At 37.7% G+C, this 18,583-nt stretch carries 15 protein-coding genes; 12 read left to right on the forward strand and 3 right to left on the reverse strand.

Annotated elements, in window-relative coordinates; all coding sequences use genetic code 11:
- Nucleotides 1-181 precede the first annotated feature (181 nt).
- Entirely contained in the window at nucleotides 182-430 is a 249-nt protein-coding gene (locus ACE198_RS12160) for a transcriptional regulator SplA domain-containing protein (RefSeq protein ID WP_251460523.1), read from the forward strand.
- Nucleotides 423-1,451: a spore photoproduct lyase gene (splB, locus tag ACE198_RS12165; protein WP_098575230.1), complete on the forward strand. Its 1,029-nt coding sequence runs from the start codon at nucleotides 423-425 to the stop codon at nucleotides 1,449-1,451. Before ACE198_RS12160 ends, splB begins: the two co-directional genes overlap by 8 nt.
- A 42-nt stretch (nucleotides 1,452-1,493) precedes the next feature.
- Here the strand turns inward: splB and ACE198_RS12170 are convergent, their stop codons facing one another.
- Entirely contained in the window at nucleotides 1,494-3,098 is a 1,605-nt protein-coding gene (locus ACE198_RS12170) for an MDR family MFS transporter (protein WP_375375724.1), read from the reverse strand.
- 110 nt (nucleotides 3,099-3,208) lie between these two features.
- On the reverse strand, nucleotides 3,209-4,069 hold the full coding sequence (locus tag ACE198_RS12175) for a TetR/AcrR family transcriptional regulator (protein WP_251460527.1): 861 nt from the start codon (nucleotides 4,067-4,069) through the stop codon (nucleotides 3,209-3,211).
- Nucleotides 4,070-4,222: 153 nt separating this feature from the next.
- Between ACE198_RS12175 and ACE198_RS12180 the strand changes: the two genes are divergently transcribed.
- The 9 genes from ACE198_RS12180 (at nucleotide 4,223) to ACE198_RS12220 (ending at nucleotide 16,502) form a co-directional block, all read left to right on the forward strand.
- Nucleotides 4,223-7,381 carry an efflux RND transporter permease subunit gene (locus ACE198_RS12180; RefSeq protein WP_375375725.1) on the forward strand — a complete coding sequence of 1,053 codons (3,159 nt, stop codon included), beginning with the start codon at nucleotides 4,223-4,225 and terminating at the stop codon, nucleotides 7,379-7,381.
- Nucleotides 7,382-7,643: 262 nt separating this feature from the next.
- Complete coding sequence (gene ltaS, locus ACE198_RS12185) at nucleotides 7,644-9,593, forward strand: lipoteichoic acid synthase (protein WP_251460533.1); 1,950 nt, start codon at nucleotides 7,644-7,646, stop codon at nucleotides 9,591-9,593.
- A 123-nt stretch (nucleotides 9,594-9,716) separates the two neighbouring features.
- Nucleotides 9,717-11,753, forward strand: a complete 2,037-nt coding sequence (locus ACE198_RS12190) for a YhgE/Pip domain-containing protein (protein WP_375375726.1) — start codon at nucleotides 9,717-9,719, stop codon at nucleotides 11,751-11,753.
- Nucleotides 11,754-11,944: 191 nt separating this feature from the next.
- Nucleotides 11,945-12,010, forward strand: a complete 66-nt coding sequence (locus ACE198_RS12195) for a DUF2292 domain-containing protein (RefSeq protein ID WP_373561726.1) — start codon at nucleotides 11,945-11,947, stop codon at nucleotides 12,008-12,010.
- Entirely contained in the window at nucleotides 12,007-12,720 is a 714-nt protein-coding gene (locus tag ACE198_RS12200) for a phosphoadenylyl-sulfate reductase (protein WP_251460538.1), read from the forward strand. The genes ACE198_RS12195 and ACE198_RS12200 overlap by 4 nt, the downstream gene beginning before the upstream one ends.
- A gap of 111 nt (nucleotides 12,721-12,831) precedes the next feature.
- Nucleotides 12,832-13,980 carry a sulfate adenylyltransferase gene (gene sat, locus ACE198_RS12205; RefSeq protein WP_251460540.1) on the forward strand — a complete coding sequence of 383 codons (1,149 nt, stop codon included), beginning with the start codon at nucleotides 12,832-12,834 and terminating at the stop codon, nucleotides 13,978-13,980.
- 15 nt (nucleotides 13,981-13,995) lie between these two features.
- Complete coding sequence (cysC, locus tag ACE198_RS12210; protein ID WP_375375727.1) at nucleotides 13,996-14,595, forward strand: adenylyl-sulfate kinase; 600 nt, start codon at nucleotides 13,996-13,998, stop codon at nucleotides 14,593-14,595.
- 95 nt (nucleotides 14,596-14,690) lie between these two features.
- A complete protein-coding gene (locus ACE198_RS12215) occupies nucleotides 14,691-15,419 on the forward strand; it encodes a sirohydrochlorin chelatase (RefSeq protein WP_375375728.1) in 729 nt (242 codons plus the stop codon).
- Between the two features lie 198 nt (nucleotides 15,420-15,617).
- Nucleotides 15,618-16,502 (forward strand): YitT family protein, encoded by an 885-nt coding sequence (locus ACE198_RS12220; protein ID WP_098575502.1) that lies wholly within the window; start codon nucleotides 15,618-15,620, stop codon nucleotides 16,500-16,502.
- Between the two features lie 138 nt (nucleotides 16,503-16,640).
- Here the strand turns inward: ACE198_RS12220 and ACE198_RS12225 are convergent, their stop codons facing one another.
- Entirely contained in the window at nucleotides 16,641-17,885 is a 1,245-nt protein-coding gene (locus ACE198_RS12225; protein ID WP_375375729.1) for an MFS transporter, read from the reverse strand.
- A gap of 197 nt (nucleotides 17,886-18,082) precedes the next feature.
- Between ACE198_RS12225 and ACE198_RS12230 the strand changes: the two genes are divergently transcribed.
- Nucleotides 18,083-18,505 (forward strand): MarR family winged helix-turn-helix transcriptional regulator, encoded by a 423-nt coding sequence (locus ACE198_RS12230; RefSeq protein WP_098575240.1) that lies wholly within the window; start codon nucleotides 18,083-18,085, stop codon nucleotides 18,503-18,505.
- The last annotated feature ends 78 nt before the right edge of the window (nucleotides 18,506-18,583 follow it).

Consider the following 18,583-nt stretch of genomic DNA (forward strand, 5'->3'; position numbering starts at 1 on the left):
ATCCCCTAATTATGATTTACAAACGTAAATTTAAATTTCCCTTAACGGACTAAAGTTATACTTAATCACCTAGAGTGGTTGTTCCATGTTTTAAATGGAAATATTTCATGCCACTTAAAAATCTTCTCTGGAGAATAATATCAATAGTAAAAACTTAGCTTTGAAAGGATTAGGTGAATAAATGACTTCATATCAACCAGGACAGGTCGTCTATATTATCATTCGGAATCCACATGCTCAAGATGTGGCAAATGTTCAACAAGCAGCGGTTGTTCAGAATCCTGAGAACCCGGATGAACTTTCACTGTTTGTTTACGAAACGTATTATCCTCTAACAGAGGAAGTGGCGGTTTATTCATCTGCGGAGGAAGCTGAATATGCCTATCAAGATGCGTTTGGATTAACAGAGATGGAGGGGTATTATGGTTAAACCCTTTGTTCCGCAGCTCGTCTATGTTGAGCCAAGCGCACTTGAGTACCCGCTTGGCAAAGAATTAATAGCAAAATTTGAGAATATGGGGATTGAAATTAGGGAAACAACATCACATAATCAAATTCGAAATTTACCTGGTGATAATGATTTTCAAAAATATCGGACCGCAAAATCGACGCTCGTGGTAGGAGTTCGTAAAACGTTAAAGTTTGATACGTCTAAACCTTCTGCAGAATACGCAATTCCATTTGTAACCGGCTGTATGGGACATTGTCATTATTGTTACTTACAGACAACCATGGGAAGTAAACCCTATATTCGAACCTATGTGAATCTGGAAGATATCTTCGAAGCTGCTGATAATTATATGAAAGAACGTGCGCCAGAACCTACTAGGTTCGAAGCATCCTGTACATCAGATATTGTTGGTGTAGACCATCTTACTCATACATTAAAAAAAGCCATTGAGTTTTTTGGACAATCGGAATATGGTAAACTTCGTTTTGTAACTAAATTCGCCCATGTAGATCATTTACTTGATGCAAAGCATAATGGGAAAACCCGCTTTCGCTTTAGTGTAAACGATGATTATATCATTAAGAATTTTGAACCGGGTACATCGAGACTACCAGAACGAATCGAAGCTGCAGGAAAGATTGCCGGAGCCGGGTTTCCGTTAGGCTTCATTATAGCTCCGATTTATCTGCATGAAGGGTGGAAAGAAGGGTATAAAGAAATGTTAGAAAAGCTGGAAGCTGAATTGCCGGAGTCTGCTAAAAAAGATTTAACCTTTGAAATGATTCAGCATCGGTTTACAAAACCAGCGAAGCGTGTCATTCAAAAAAATTATCCGATGACAAAACTAGAACTTGATGAGACAAAGAGGAAATGGAAATGGGGGCGTTACGGTATCGGTAAATTTGTCTATACCAATGAAGAACAAGAAGATATAAAGGATACATTAGGTGGATATATTAACACCTATTTCCCGCAGGCAAAAATAGAATATTTCACATAGAAAAGAGGGATTCCGGGGAATCCCTCTTATTATTATGGATTTTTATGATTCCGTTGGGTCTGGTTTAAACGATGAGATTGATGGTTCACTACCATCTGTTAATTCGTTATCCCTTTTAATCCGACCTTTGCCAACTGCCAATGCTACAAAGACTCCAATTGCTATAAAGACTAGTCCTGTCAAGAAAACCGTAGAAAAAGAATCGGACCAAGCAATTTGAATTCCATGAATTACGCTATTTTGAATGTCTTTTGGCATTTTTAATAGGCTCGGATTGAGCAGCAAACTGAATAATGAATCTGTTTTTTCAGAAAGGGCTGTTAATGCTTTATGTGCAATTGGATTTTCAGCATCATTAGCAACACTTACCATTTCACCTTTCAGTGTATGGTTCATGATTGAATTTAAAATCGTAATTCCAATTGTACCACCTATTGATCGGAAGAAGGTGGAGGCGGATGTTACAGTTCCAAGTTGGGATTTTGGAAATTCATTTTGGATTGCAATCATTAATGTTGGCATAACTAAGCCCATTCCTAAGCCAAGAACTACCATGTAGGCATAGGCAGTGTATTCGTTTGAATCGATACCCATTGTACTCATTAAAAAGAATCCTAAAGCACCAAGAAGCATGCCTGCTGTTAGTACAGAACGGAAGCTAAATCTAAGTAATAATTGCCCGCCAACTATACTTGCCGCAATCATCGCAATCATCATAGGAGTCATGGTGGATCCAGCCTGTGTTGGTGATACACCAAGAATTCCTTGCATGTACATTGGAACGAACATAATCGCTCCAAACATGCCTAAACCCAGCAAAAATCCTAGCGCATTCATCGTTGCAAATGTTCGATTTTTAAAGAATGAAAGATCCAAAATCGGTTCTACTGCTTTTCTCTCAATTAAGCCGAAAACGATAAGAAGCAAAATCGAACCTCCGAAAATAAGGAAAGAAATAGGTGAGGTCCATTCAAATTTATCCCCGCCAAATGTTAAGCCAAGTAATAATAAGACAATGGCAGGAATTAATGTGATAATTCCCCAATAATCAATATTCACTTTTCCTTTAACTGCGGTAGTTTCATGCTTTAAACCCATAAAGATTAAAATTGCAGAAAGTAGCCCGAAAGGTACGTTAATCAAGAAAATCCAGTGCCAGCTAATACTATCAACAATTATTCCACCTAAGAAAGGGCCAATGACTGAACTTAACCCAAAGAGTCCGCCAAAAATACCTTGCCATTTAGCTCGTTGCTCAGCTGTAAAGATGTCCCCAATAATGGTTTGAGACAGTGGCATAATCATCCCGCCGCCAATCCCTTGAAGCCCTCGATAGATTACTAACTGTTCCATAGATGTGGCAGTTGCACACAATCCAGAACCAACAATAAAGATGATTGTTCCAAGTAAATAAAGGAATCTTCTCCCATACAAGTCGGACAGTTTTCCAACAATGGGTACAATTGTTGTCGATGTAATCATATAGGCCGTCGTAACCCATGCAAAAATAGTAAAGCCATTTAATTCTGAAATAATCGTCGGCATGGCCGTTCCGACAATTGTTTGTTCTAATGCACTGAAAAACATCCCGATAATTAAACCGGTTATAACTAATCTGGTATTAATCCGTTTATCTTCTATTGCCATATTTTTCTCCTATCTAGATGTTATTAAAAAAGTTCCGTCATAAAATATACAATATTACTGTCCGGTCAGTCAATATTTACGTAGAAAAGGAAAGCTACTAAAGATTTCCTTTATAATTCAAATCCATAAAAATCAGCCATTTCCTTAGTGAATGGGTCTAGTGTTTCTATTCCTTTAAAATTGGAAAGCATTCCTTTGATGACTGGAATACGAGGACTTTTTTTGTGTACTTCCTCTTCAAGAACGTCTAATGAGATTTCTAATACTTCTCTATTTTCCATCAGATTAATTTTTTTTCTTAAGTTTTTGATAATATTATTTACATTGGCGGATTCGAAAAATTGTTTCGAATTTTTTATAATATTCCCCATCTTTTCTTCGGTCAAGAAGGGTTCATCACTTGAAATGTCTTTTACGATACTATCCATCCTTTTCATTAAATAATGGGATAGTTTCTCAATCTCAAACTCAGCAGGCTCAAGCATCATTAATCCCACATATGTTTGAAACAATCCTTCTAGAATCAGGGCTAAATCAATCGAATAAGGCTCAATCTTTTGACCATACATTGAAACTAATCCTTTGCGATGTAATAAATGAGAGTCAAAACGTTTTTTGAAAAAAAGTTTTTTGATTTCTTCATTCCTTGGGATTGCTTGTTCTTTGGAGAGCATTATCATAAATTCTTTATGACCAATAAATGTTCTGAAAAATGCAGTGATTTGTTTGATGAATTTTTCTCGCGGGGATATATCCTGGTTTTCAAAAACTAACCTGCTAGATTCTATTGTCTCAAAAATATATTCCAGTATCGAGAGTAATAAATCATCTTTTGACTTAAAATGTAAATAGAAAGCCCCTTTAGAAATATTACTTTCAGTAGCAATCTCTTGGATCGATGTCGATGAAAAACCTTTTTGAGCAAAAAGCTTCATCCCTGATTGAATAATTACTTTCTCCTTTTCTGTCAAAAAAAACCCTCCATTAATAGCTGTTCCTAAGTAGGAACGTATAATTCTTGACTTATGACTGGCCGGTCAGTATGATTAAATTTGTTATGACCGCATAGTCAATCCTATTCGAATCAAATTGAAATGTCAACATGGTATAAGAAGGAGAGAAAAATGAAGAAAATCATTCAGTTTTCATTGAAGAACAAGTTTGCTGTATGGCTATTAACCATTATTATTACAATTGCTGGATTGTATTCAGGAATGAACATGAAACTAGAAACCATTCCAAATATTAATACACCGCTTGTTTCAGTTTTGGCAGTGTATCCTGGGGCGACACCCGAGCAGGTAGCTGAGAAAGTTACGGAACCGATTGAAAAACGAGTCGAAAATTTAGATGGGGTTTCGGTTGTTAGTTCCTCTTCCTTTCAAAACGCTTCGTCTATCCAAATAGAATATAATTTTGATAAGGATATGGAAAAGGCTCAAAATGAAATAAAGGAAGCCTTAAGCAATCTTGAACTTCCTGAAGGGGTAGAGGAGCCAGAAGTCTCACGATTGAGTTTTTCTGCCTTCCCGGTTATGTCATTAAGTATTACAAATACTAAACAATCTTTGGCAGAATTAACTAAAACAGCCGAAGAGGATATTATTCCAGAACTTGAAGGCATTGAAGGAGTATCAACCGTTCAAATTTCAGGGCAGCAGGTTGACGAAGTTCAATTGAAATTTAATGAGTCTAAATTAAAGCAATATAACTTATCAGAAGATACGGTAAAGAATATAATCAAAGCATCGGATGTTACCATTCCACTAGGATTGTACACATTTAAAGATACGCAAAAGTCCGTTGTCATTGATGGGAATGTTTCTACAATAAAAGACTTAAAAGCGATCAAAATTCCCGTTATCTCATCAGCAGGCACAGCGCAGCAAGGTACAGCAGCCAGCCAACAAAACCAGGGCCAACAAACAGGTATTCCTGCTGGCCAAGCCACCCAATCGGCTCAAGCTTCTCCTGCGATTCCTAGTGTTGAACTAAAAGATATTGCCACCATTAAGATAGTAGGGAAGGCAGAATCAATTTCAAGAACAAATGGCAAAGAGTCCATCGGAGTACAGATTACAAGCACACAGGACGCAAATACAGTGGATGTGGTGAACGCTGTTAAAGATAAATTAGGTGATTTTGAAGATAAGATTGATGGGTTAAATGTTACTACGATTTTTGATCAGGGCAAGCCAATCGAAGAATCCGTTGCAACCATGCTGAATAAAGCCATTTTCGGTGCAATATTTGCCATGATTATCATCTTGCTTTTCTTAAGAAATTTCCGGACTACCATCATATCGGTTATTTCTATCCCATTATCCATATTAATTGCGATGTTACTTTTAAAACAAATGAATATTACTCTTAATATGATGACCCTTGGCGCAATGACTGTTGCAATAGGCCGTGTAATTGATGATTCGATTGTTGTCATCGAAAACATCTTTAGAAGGATGTCTCTTAATAATGAAACCTTAAGTGGGAAAGACTTAATTGTTGCTGCCACAAGAGAAATGTTCATGCCGATTTTTTCATCCACTGTGGTAACGATTGCTGTGTTTCTTCCATTAGGTTTAGTTAAAGGACCAGTAGGCGAGATGTTTCTACCATTCGCATTAACCATTGTTTTTGCTTTATTAGCATCTCTTTTAGTAGCGATTACTATTGTTCCAATGATGGCTCACTCTTTATTTAAAAAAGGCGTATCAGTTAAGCAAACACATGTTGAAAATAAACCAGGCAGATTAGCTTCAGGCTATAAAAAGCTTCTTAACTGGTCTTTGAACCATAAAATCATTACCTTTGGATTAGCGATTTTATTATTAGTTGGCAGTTTGTTCCTAGTACCGGTGATTGGGGTAAGTTTCCTTCCATCTGATGAACAAAAAATGGTTGTGGCCACTTATAAACCAGCACCAGGAGAAACCTTGGATGAAGTGGAACGGATTGCAACCGATGCGGAGGAATTTTTTGGGAACAGAGACGGAGTAAAAACTATTCAGTTTTCCGTGGGCGGAGAAAACCCAATGAATCCAGGACAAAGCAATTCGGCCATGTTTTTTGTTGAATATGATAAAGACACCAAAAACTTCTCAAAAGAAACTGAAAATGTAATTAACGATCTAAACCAACGAAATGACAAGGGAGAATGGGCAAGTCAGGACTTTTCAGGTATGGGATCATCAAATGCACTTTCATTTAATGTGTATGGTGACAATATGGATGAAATTGAACCTGTTATAAATAAGATAGAGAAAATTTTTAAAAGTAAAGACACTCTTAAAAATGTGAAAACTAGTATTGCTGATACCTATGAAGAGTATACCCTTGTCGCTGATCAGAAAAAGTTAAGCCAACTCGGACTTACCGCAGCGCAACTAGGGATGGAACTTGCAGGTAATGGCCAGCGTCAAGTATTGACAACCATTCAAAATGATGGCAGAGAATTGAATGTCTATTTAGATGTAGAAAAAGATGATTTTGAAAATATTAATGATTTAACCGATAAAACGATTCAATCTCCGATGGGTATGGCAGTCCCAATAAAGGATGTTATTGATATTAAGAAGGGGCATACATCGGATACGATCACCAGACGTGATGGCCGTATTTATGCAAGTGTAAGTGCTGAAATTACGACAAAAGATGTTTCAAAAGTTTCTGCCGCGGTTCAAAAGAAGGTAGATAAACTAAAACTTCCTTCAACGGTAGATGTTTCGATTGGCGGGGTATCAGAGGATATTGCAGAATCCTTTACACAGTTAGGATTAGCCATGCTTGCAGCGATTGCGATAGTTTATTTAGTACTTGTTATTACATTTGGAGGAGGATTAGCTCCATTAGCGATCCTATTCTCATTACCGTTTACCATCATCGGAGGATTATTAGGTTTGTTGATCTCTGGTGAAACATTAAGTGTATCTGCAATGATCGGTGCGTTGATGTTAATTGGTATTGTTGTAACGAACGCGATTGTATTAATTGACCGTGTCATTCATAAAGAGAATGATGGGTTATCTACAAGAGAAGCGATTCTTGAGGCGGCTGGGACACGCCTGCGTCCTATTCTAATGACAGCCATTGCGACCATTGGTGCACTTATTCCATTAGCTTTCGGAATGGAAGGAAGCGGGCTTATTTCAAAAGGATTAGGTGTGACAGTCATCGGTGGATTAACAAGTTCGACGCTGCTTACCTTAGTTATTGTACCGATTGTTTATGAAACGCTTATGAAAATGAAGCGAAAAGAGAGTAACCTAGAAGAGAAAGCAGTATAACGGAACGAAAATAAACAGCAGCTGATTCTATGTTAAAATAACATTCAGCTGCTGTTATTTTTTTTAGAGCCTTGACATTTCAAAAAAAGAGAGTATAGTAATGTTCTTGTGCTGGTCATTTTTTTTTTTTTTATTAAATGTTCATGGATTGTTCATATTTAGCTGTTAACATAGATACTAGATCATTGAGGGCAGTAGTCCTTCATTAATATAAAAATAATAACTAAAAGTTTATAATCATAGATAACAAGGTAGGTGCTTTATGATTAACTTATTGCAAAGAGGTCAAAGTATTTTTAATAAATATGTTGGCTTTTTCTTTTTGACAGTATTTTTCTTATGGATAAAAACGTATATCGTTCAATTAACGCAATTTGACTTAGGAATTGAAAATTCTCTTCAGAAGTTTCTATTATTTATCAATCCGCTCGGATCTGCTTTACTATTCTTGGGCGTATCATTCTTTTTAAAGGGTAGAAAAAAGTATATAGGGCTAATGGTTATAGATTTTCTCTTATCATTCCTTTTATATGCAAATGTTTTATTTTACCGATTCTTTAGTGATTTTATTACCTTGCCAACCTTAACGCAGACTCAAAACTTTGGCGATGTAAGCGGCAGTGTCACTTCCTTATTGAAGCCATACGATTTATTATTCTTTCTTGATGTCATTGTGTTATTTGGTTTACTTGTTTTCCGATTTGTGAAAATAGAAGTCAAGGATATGAATCGCGGGAAAGTTGCAGCACTATTTTCAATGGCACTTGCGATTTCAAGTGTGAACTTAGCTTTAGCTGAAACAGACCGTCCTCAATTACTTACAAGAGGATTCGATAGAAACTATATCGTAAAATATTTAGGAATGTACAATTACACTATTTATGATGCTGTTCAAAGTACGAAAGCATCCGCTCAAAGAGTTATGGCCAGCAGCGATGATACTACTGAAGTTGTAAACTATACAAAGTCTAATTATGCAGAGCCAAATCCAGCTTACTTTGGGGCTGGAAAAGGAATGAATGTAATTTATTTACATCTTGAATCAACGCAAAATTTCTTAATTAATTATAAGTTGCACGGGGAAGAAGTCACTCCATTTTTAAATTCTTTAACGAAGGATCAAAATACCCTTTACTTTGATAACTTCTTCCATCAAACAGGACAAGGTAAAACATCGGATGCTGAATTTATGTTAGAAAATTCATTATATGGATTATCACAAGGTTCAGCTTATACAACAAAAGGGCTAAATACCTATGAGGCAGCTCCTGCCATTTTAGGTCAGCAAGGTTACACTTCTGCGGTGTTCCATGGGAATTCAGGAAGCTTCTGGAATCGTAATGAAATTTATAAATCATTTGGCTACAACAAGTTCTTTGATTCAAACTATTATCAAATCAATTCTAAAGATCTAGCTGAGTACGGGCTAATGGATAAACCATTTTATGAACAATCGATTCCACTTTTGGAATCATTACCAGAGCCATTCTATACAAAATTTATTACTGTATCGAATCATTATCCGTATCCAATTAATCAAGAGGATGCTACGATTGCACCAGGTACAACAGGTGATAAATCTGTCGATGGATATTTTCAAACCGCACGATATGCGGACGAAGCCTTGAAGCAATTCTTTGATTATCTCAAAAAATCAGGTTTATATGATCGTTCGATCATTGTTATGTATGGTGACCATTATGGAATTTCTGAAAATCATAATAAAGCTATGGAGCAGGTAATTGGAAAGGAAATCACCCCATTTGAAAGTACTGGTTTACAGCGTGTACCATTATTCATTCGTGTCCCTGGAATGGAAGGTGGAGTAAACCACGAATATGGCGGCCAAATCGATCTTCTTCCAACCCTACTTCACTTGCTAGGTACAGACACAAAAGAGTATGTCCAATTTGGAACCGACTTATTATCTAAACAGCATGATGATTTAGTGCCGTTCAGAAATGGTGATTTTGTAAGTTCAACCATCACTTCTATTGATGGAAAGTTCTATGATTCTAAAACGGGTCTGAAATTGGATGAAACAAAAACGGAAGAAGCGAAAAAAGATCAAAAGATCGTCGAATATAAATTAAAGCTTTCAGATAAAGTCGTAAATGGAGATTTATTACGTTTTTACAAACCTGCAAACTTTACTACAGTCGACCGATCACAATATAACTATAATAAAGATGAAAATGTCGTTTCTAAATAGTAAACTGCCTGAGGAAATCCTCAGGCGGTTTTTTTGTTCTTCTCGACAAACACATTCCGCTTGCATCATTATTTTCAAAAGGTGAAAAGATATAGGCAGCAGGAAGTCTATATAGGGGGGATTATGATCGGGAAGGTTTGGCGCATATATAAAACTGATTGGAAAAATATCTTTCGCGTGCCTACTGTAGTGTTGTTAATAGGTGCACTTATCGTTCTGCCGTCGGCTTATGCTTGGGTGAACATAAAGTCAATGTGGGACCCGTATAGTAATACATCTGGGATTCGTGTGGCTGTTAGTAACGAAGATGAAGGAACCGAAATACGCGGGAAAAAAATAAATGTCGGTAACGATACCGTCAAGAATCTTAAAAAGAATCATCAACTTGGCTGGGTCTTTGTTAATCGCACTGAAGCAGAAAGTGGAGTGGAGAGGGGACTTTATTATGCCTATCTCATCATTCCTAAGGATTTTTCGAGAAAGTTATCCAGTATTTTAGAGGTAAATCCCCAAAAACCAGAAATCGAGTTTACGGTAAATGAAAAAATAAATGCTGTAGCTCCGAAAATCGTAAGTTCAGGAGCCTCAAGTGTAACCGCTCAAATTAGCCAAGCTTTTATAAAAATAGTAAGTGAAGCTATTTTCAAGGGGTTTTATAGAGCCGGAATTGAATTGGAGCAAGAATTGCCATCCATACATAATGTGGAAAAGCAGATCTTTGCATTAGAAAAAGCGTTGCCTGAAATAGAAAAGGTGGGGAAAGCGGCGATTGAACTAGAAAAGAAGTTACCAGAAATCCAAGCAAAGGGACAGAAAGTAATTGAATTGGAGCAGAGGATCCCAGAGATAGAAAAGGCAGCAGACAGTATTTTAAAGATTGAGGACCGGTTACCGCTTATCAAAGAAACAGGAGCTAAAGTGATTACCCTTCAAGAGAAAATTTCTAGTTTACAGAGAGCAAAGGAACTCATTACTGATACTGCAACCAATCTATCAGAAATAGAAAACATGCTTCTACAATCACTTGAACAAATGAAGGGAGCTTCTGTATCGCAGACTGAGTCCAAAGGAGAACAAGAAGAGGTTAACAGAATTTACAAAGAACTTGTAAAAATTCATGGAAATATAGTGGAAACACAGGCAGAGCTGCTTGAGAAAGTTGATAAATTGACAAAAGCAACTAATACAGCTGCTAATTTTTTTAAAAGTGATTTTGCGAATAGTGAGCAAAAAATCCATCGCGCTGCTGATTTTGTGCGAACGGATTTACCATCTTTAGAGAATGACATTCGAAAAGCGGCTGATTTATTTAGAACGAGGTTTTATGCCTTTGTGAAGTATGTCCACAAAGCAGCGGACTTAGCACGCAACGATTTACCGGGATTTGAGTCAAGCATAAGGAATGCTGCCGATAAAATTAGAAGCTTTGAAAGCAGTGTAAATATGTATGACTTAATCGAATTTCTAAAGCATGATCCGCAAAAAGAAAGTAATTTCCTTTCGAATCCGATCTTATTAAAAACAAAGCGGCTTTTTCCAATTCCAAACTATGGATCGGCGATGACACCATTTTATACGATGCTAGCTCTTTGGGTTGGTGCGACATTATTAATTGCCTCACTAAAAGTAGATGTTGATAATCCTGGCCCTAGCTTTAAAGGGTACCAGCTTTTTTTAGGAAGGCTTATTACCTTTCTTACTATCGGAATCTTCCAGGCTGTGATTGTGTCCCTTGGCGACTTGTTTTTCATTCATACATATGCGGTTGACAAACTCTGGTTTGTGGTATTTTGTATGTTTATCAGCATGGTATTTGTTACAATCACTTATTCCTTATGTTCGGTGTTTGGCAATATTGGAAAAGGATTAGCGATTATTTTCTTGGTTCTGCAAATCTCAAGTTCTGGTGCAACATTTCCTGTGAGCTTGACCTCATCATTTTTTCAAACGATCAACCCTTATATGCCATTTACCTATGCCGTGAGTATGCTTCGTGAAACAGTAGGCGGCATGATTGTCGAGGTCGTGATAAAAGATTTGTTCGCGCTTGTTATCTTTATTGCGTTGAGCTTACTTTTAGCATTGATGTTAAAGAAACCTTTAAGTAAACAGATTCAAAAAACAGCTGAAAAGGCAAGGACATCGAGGATTATTCCATAGGGGGTTTCTAGGAAATAAGTAGGATTTCGCAGACATGTAATCATGTCTGCTTTGTTTATTTATCGAGTAAACAAATGTATCCCTTAGCCTTCGTTAATACTTTTTAAAATATTGTAATAAATCAACTTGACAATTCCTATGCGTATGGTAGGATTAAATTTAAATAATAAATACAAGGACATTTTAAGCTCATACTCGATCCATTAAAATATGGATCTATTACTCTAGTAATTCAACAAGGAGGTCCACAGGAATGACAAAAGCAGTGACATATGAAAACTGGAATCAAATTTCGGATACTTTTTCCGTAGAGGACCAGACAAAGGGTGCACGTGCTGTTTTAGAATGGGCATACAGCCAGTATCCTGAAGAAAAAATTGTCTATGCCTCCAGTTTTGGTGCTGAAGCCATTGTATTAATTGATTTAATTTATCAAGTTAAAAAAGATGCGCACATCGTTTTTTTAGATACAGGACTTCACTTTCCAGAGACGTATGAGGTAATCGATAAAATAGAAGCACGTTTTCCAGAGCTTCAAATCGAACGAAAAACTCCTAAATTGAGTTTAGATGAACAAGCAGCGGAATACGGTTCTGCCTTATGGAAAAGGGAACCTAATCAATGCTGCCAAATCAGAAAGGTTATTCCTTTACGTGAGGCGCTAACCCCAAGAGAGGCATGGATTTCAGGTCTGCGCAGGGAGCAGTCTCCAACAAGAAAGGACACTCAATTCTTAAATAAGGATGAAAAATTCCAAAATATTAAAATTTGCCCGCTCATTCATTGGACCTGGGATGAGGTTTGGGAGTACATCAAGGAAAAGGATCTCCCTTATAACCAATTGCATGACCAAAACTATCCAAGTATTGGCTGCTTCCCTTGCACCCAAGCGGTAGGAACCAATGGTGATTCTCGTGCTGGACGTTGGTCAGGCAGCAGTAAAACCGAGTGTGGATTGCACTCGTAATAAAGAGAATCACTTCCCATTACCTGAGATCATTGGAGGGGAATGGGAAATCATCTTCAAGTTAATCGATACTAACATGAATCTAAAACTTTAATGAAAGGTTGATTAAAAATGTCATACTTACCAAAACCTCATGGAGGAAAACTTATTCAAGCGTTTGACCCTAATTACGATCTAACTTCAGTAATAAAAGAATTAGAAATTGATGCGATTGCCTTAAGTGACCTCGAATTAATCGGAATTGGTTTATTTAGTCCTTTAAAAGGTTTTCTTGGGAAAGCGGATTATGAATCCGTTGTTAACAATATGCGCTTAGCAGACAATACCATTTGGTCCATCCCTGTTACACTTCCAGTTTCTTACGAGGTAGCTGGATCACTCGTTGTAGGTGAGGAATTCAAACTTACTTATAATAACGAGGTTTATGGAGTGATTAAGGTTTCAGAATGGTATGAACCTGACCTAGATAAAGAAGCAGTTGAAGTATATAAAACGGGAGAAACTGCCCACCCAGGTGTGAAACGCCTTTATGAAAGAGGTCCAGTCTATGTGGCAGGTGAAATCGTCTTAGTTAAGAAATCAGAAAAAGGTGTTTTCGGTGACGTATGGTTTGAACCGAAGGAAACACGTGCTATTTTCGAAGAAAAAGGCTGGAAGACAGTTGTAGGATTCCAAACTAGAAATCCGATTCATCGCGCCCATGAATACATTCAAAAAGCGGCTCTTGAGACTGTTGATGGATTGTTTGTAAACCCTCTAGTTGGCGAAACGAAGTCAGATGACGTCCCAGCAGATGTTCGTCTGAAAAGCTACCGCGTGTTACTAGATAATTATTATCCAAAGGAGCGCGCACAGTTAGGTGTGTACCCAGCAGCAATGAGATATGCAGGTCCAAGGGAAGCTATTTTCCATGCACTTGCTCGTAAGAATTTTGGCTGTACTCACTTTATTGTTGGCCGTGACCATGCTGGTGTTGGTAACTATTACGGAACATACGATGCCCAACACATTTTTAGTAATTTTACAGAAGAAGAGCTTGGTATTAAGCCATTGTTCTTTGAGCATAGCTTCTATTGCAACAAATGTGAAGGAATGGCTTCTGATAAAACTTGCCCGCATAGCAAGGAAGACAGAGTAATCCTTTCCGGGACAAAAGTAAGAGAGATGCTTCGCGCAGGCGTATTGCCACCATCAACCTTTAGCCGTAAAGAGGTTGTTGAAGTACTGATTGAAGGAATGAAAGAAACAGCTACCGTGTAAGGAGGAATTAAATCTATGGCTAAACCAACAAATATTACATGGCATGAAACATCTATTTCTAAAGAAAATCGACGTGAAAGAAATGGGCATGGAAGCTGTGCTCTTTGGTTTACTGGACTCTCAGGGTCTGGAAAATCAACAATCGCTAATGCGGTATCTAACGAATTATTCCGCCAGGGAATAAGTGAATATGTTCTAGATGGGGATAATATTCGCCACGGATTAAATAAAGATCTTGGCTTTTCCGATTATGATCGAACTGAAAATATAAGAAGAATTGGCGAAGTGGCCAAATTGTTTGTCGACAGTGGCAAAGTAGTGACGACCGCTTTTATTTCTCCATTCCGTTCTGATCGTGACCAAGTCCGTGCTTTGTTCGAAGACGGTGAATTTATTGAAGTCTTTGTGCAATGCCCGATTGAAGAATGTGAACGTAGAGATCCAAAGCAGCTGTATGCGAAAGCTCGCCGCGGGGAGATTAAGGATTTCACCGGAATTGACTCACCGTACGAAGCACCAGAACAACCAGAAATTACACTTCATTCAGATCAAGTAACAGTTGAAGAAGCGGTGGAACAAGTATTTGCTTATCTAAAAGAGAAGAACATTCTCTAAAAGATTCAGTGGTTCCTTCTCTCGTTTAAGAGGAAAGTATGGTAATGTCTTAAATGGTAAAGGATAGTAAGGGAAGCAAGGAAGGAGCAGTGAGGGTGAAAGCAATTCTATACATTGGCCATGGTACACGTTCAAAAGAGGGAGCTGAAGAAGCCAAATCTTTTATTCATAGAGTGATGGAACGAATAAATGTTGAAATTCAGGAAGTCTGTTTTCTCGAGTTGACCAAGCCAGGTATTGAAGAGGGCTTTCTGCACTGTGTAGAAAGGGGAGCGACAGAGATAACTGTCGTTCCCTTATTTTTATTGGCTGCTGGTCATATTAAAGAAGATATTCCACAAGCTCTTTCCTCTCTTAGCGAGCGCTATCCTACCATCAATGTAAAGATAAGAGATCCATTTGGGGTTCAAGGAAAAATTCTCGATGGGATTGCTGAGATGGTTAAGGAAACGGTCACCGATCTAACACCTAAGGATTCGATTCTAATTGTCGGTAGGGGAAGTAGTGACAAGAGTATTCACACAGCCTTTGCTGACATTGCTAGAGGGATTAGTTATCGACTTGGAATAGAGAATATTCAAGTTTGTTATTTAGCAGCAACTGAGCCGAGACTTCCAGAAGGTCTTGAGACCATTTCAAAAAATGCGACTGGAAAAATCATTGTGATTCCTTATTTATTATTTTCCGGCCTTCTTTTAAAGGAAGTGGACCAAATGGTATCGATGAAACGTAAATTAGGTCAGCAGATCATTCACACCGGTCAACTAAGTAAACATCGTGTCATTGAAGATATTATCACTGAACGTGCAACAGAAGGTTCGTAAATTTATTTACTTTGCTAAAATCTTAGGATTTTAGCTATTTTTTTGGAAAAAAAGGGTAGATTAACAAAGTAAATTATTAAAAGATGAACTTGAGTTCACCTTTTTTGTGAAAAAGTGATATAATTAACCAATAGATATAGATTTTTCACATATTATTGAAATAATTACTGGAAAATTTTTATGAAAAGATGTGATGATGTGACAGAACTTATACAAGAAAAAGTTCAACACCGAAAGTTACCTTTAAGGAAAATCGTACTCCGAGCAATCGCCATCACCATAGGAGCAATCTTAATGGCAACAGGGTTAGAAATATTTCTAGTTCCAAACCATGTTATTGATGGTGGAATTACAGGTATTTCTATTATGCTTGCGCATATCACAGGATGGAAATTAGGGATTTTCCTCCTCATCTTAAACCTGCCATTTGTTTATATGGGATATAAGCAGATGGGAAAAACCTTCGCTATATCAACCGTGTATGGAATTATTGTTTTATCAATTTTCACTTCATTTTTTCATCCCATTCCGGCATTTACAGATGACATTCTCCTCGCCACCGTTTTTGGCGGTATGATTCTTGGGACAGGGGTAGGGGTCGTCATCCGCAATGGTGGGGCCTTAGATGGAACAGAAATACTTGCACTTTTGATTACCAAAAAAGTTCCATTTTCTGTTGGGCAAATTATTATGTTTATTAATATTTTTATATTAGGTGCAGCAGGTTTTGTGTTTAGTTGGGACCGTGCCATGTATTCCTTGCTAGCTTATGTAATTGCGTCCAAAGCTATTGATACCGTTGTAGCCGGTCTGGAAGAATCCAAATCAGTGTGGATTATCAGTGACGATGCAGAAGAAATTGGAAATGCAATCAATGCAAGACTTGGAAGGGGAGTAACCTATATTAATGGGCAAGGTGCTTTCACTGGTGATAGTAAGAAGGTCATCTTCAGTATTATTACGAGGTTGGAAGAGTCAAAATTAAATACGATTGTTCAGGATATTGACCCGAACGCATTTTTAGCGATTGGTGACATTTCAGAAGTTCGTGGAGGCCGATTTAAGAAAAAAGATATTCACTAATGAAAAGGCTGTGTAAAAGGTTAATGTTGATTTTGGCACTCTGTTGATTGAAGTGCCTGGAACAGAAATCAACAGACAAGTTTAACACAGCCAATGAAAAAAAGGATCTGCGATTCATTCACAGATCCTGCTTTCATTTTAATGGCCAATTTCGATATTATCTACATGATTAATATGTTTTTTATTAGCCCAGATAAATAGGACTGAAACGACCACAAACCCGCCTCCAACTAGAAATGGTACACTTGGGTTATAGATTTCGGAAAGTTTACCTGCCGTAAATGGGGCTACCGCGCCTCCAATAAATCGAAGGAAGCTATAGGCAGCAGAAGCCGTTGATCGTTCAACTGGGGCTGCATTCATCACGGCTGTTGTAATTAGTGTATTGTTATTACCTAAAAAGGCGCCCGCTAAAATAACAGCTGCAATGATGACCCATTGAGTAGATGTCCATATTCCCATTACCACCAAAAGCAGGGCGAATAATATTAACATCAAACACATTGATTTGATGGTTCCAAACCATTCAGTCATTTTTGGAGCCATAAAAACTGAGGTAATAGCTAGTAAAACTCCCCAGCCAAGGAAGACAAATCCTAATCCATGCTCATCCAAGCCCATAACAAATGGTGCATATGCAAGCAAAGTGAAGAAGCCGAAGTTATAAAGTGCCGCTGCAATACCGAAGACTAAAAGTGAACGATGTTTTAAGGCGCGGAATGGATCCATTAACGAAGAACGTGATTTTACGCCGGTTGGTGTGGTTGACTTTGGCATTAATATTAAGAGACCAAAAAAGGCAATAATCATTAATGCGGCTACTCCAAGAAATGGGCCTCGCCAAGACATTCCACCAAGCCATCCGCCAAGTAAGGGGCCAACAGAAATACCAAGACCGATTGCTGCTTCATATAAGATGATCGCTTTTGCAGTTCCACTTTTTGATAGTGAAACAATTGCTGATAAAGCTGTAGCTACAAAAAGTGCATTTCCGAGTCCCCATCCGCCTCGAAGTCCAACCAGGGTCCAAATCCCGTTTGAAAATCCTCCGAGTGCTGAAAAGACTGCAATGATCACAATTCCTGACAATAACGTCCATTTGATGCCCAGCCTTGTAGAAATCACCCCAGTAATAAGCATGGCAACCGCCATAACTGCATTATAACTAGTGAACAGCAAGGTAACTTCACTATGTGAGGCATGAAGTTGTTCGGCAATTGCCGGCAAAATAGGATCAACTAAACCCAACCCCATGAACGCTATAATGCTTGCAAAAAAAACGGCCCAAACTGCTTTTGGCTGGCTAAGTAAACCTGCCTTTTCATTGGGTTTCAACTGTCTCTGTTGAGGTGGTGCGGTATTAGTTTTTGATGCTGATGCCATTAAATTTCCCCCTATGTGATTCTTTCCATCTTCTTGAATTAGTTGTATGATGAAAGTATATGATTGTATTATACAATCAATTTCCACTACGTCAATAGTGCTTTTGCCATAACAGTCAAATAGTGTTTCTTACAAATGAGAATGTGAGTATGTTATCATAATTTATATGAGGAAATAACAGTGAGGTAGAAAAGTAAATGCATGGACATTCTTTAGAATTAATCGAGCTTGAATTAGCCATTCTGATCCGCCGAACCACGTCAATTTCGAGTAATAAGAAATTGGGGAATCTTGATCGATCGGCCTATTTAATCCTACGAAGAATTAATGAAAAGGGTGCTGTCGGAGTAAAAGTATTAGCAGATGAATTTAATCTGGATATTTCGACAGTCAGTAGACAGGCAGCCGCTCTAGAACATAAAGAATATTTATATCGAATTCCCGATCCATTGGATGGTCGAGCATATTCTCTTCAATTAACTGAACTGGGTGCAACGGAATTATTTGATTATCAACAGGCACGCTTGAAGAGAGTTGCTGAATTACTAGAAGATTGGTCGGATGAGGAACGTGAATTATTCGGGGTACTTTTGGAAAAATTCAATCGGTCTTTTAAATAATAGTTATTTCGAGTTAATTGAAAAAAGAGGTTGATCTCAAAAGTTATGATAGACTTTTTTTGATCAACCTCTTTTTTT

The sequence above is a fragment of the Neobacillus sp. KR4-4 genome, assembly GCF_042136325.1.
GTDB lineage: Bacteria > Bacillota > Bacilli > Bacillales > Cytobacillaceae > Neobacillus.

Bases quoted from the DNA above. Each gene is read 5' to 3' on its own strand.
- ACE198_RS12160 (WP_251460523.1), top strand. From the start codon at position 182: ATGACTTCATATCAACCAGGACAGGTCGTCTATATTATCATTCGGAAT.
- splB (WP_098575230.1), top strand. From the start codon at position 423: ATGGTTAAACCCTTTGTTCCGCAGCTCGTCTATGTTGAGCCAAGCGCA.
- ACE198_RS12170 (WP_375375724.1), bottom strand. From the start codon at position 3,098: ATGGCAATAGAAGATAAACGGATTAATACCAGATTAGTTATAACCGGT.
- ACE198_RS12180 (WP_375375725.1), top strand. From the start codon at position 4,223: ATGAAGAAAATCATTCAGTTTTCATTGAAGAACAAGTTTGCTGTATGG.
- ltaS (WP_251460533.1), top strand. From the start codon at position 7,644: ATGATTAACTTATTGCAAAGAGGTCAAAGTATTTTTAATAAATATGTT.
- ACE198_RS12190 (WP_375375726.1), top strand. From the start codon at position 9,717: ATGATCGGGAAGGTTTGGCGCATATATAAAACTGATTGGAAAAATATC.
- ACE198_RS12200 (WP_251460538.1), top strand. From the start codon at position 12,007: ATGACAAAAGCAGTGACATATGAAAACTGGAATCAAATTTCGGATACT.
- sat (WP_251460540.1), top strand. From the start codon at position 12,832: ATGTCATACTTACCAAAACCTCATGGAGGAAAACTTATTCAAGCGTTT.
- cysC (WP_375375727.1), top strand. From the start codon at position 13,996: ATGGCTAAACCAACAAATATTACATGGCATGAAACATCTATTTCTAAA.
- ACE198_RS12225 (WP_375375729.1), bottom strand. From the start codon at position 17,885: ATGGCATCAGCATCAAAAACTAATACCGCACCACCTCAACAGAGACAG.
- ACE198_RS12230 (WP_098575240.1), top strand. From the start codon at position 18,083: ATGCATGGACATTCTTTAGAATTAATCGAGCTTGAATTAGCCATTCTG.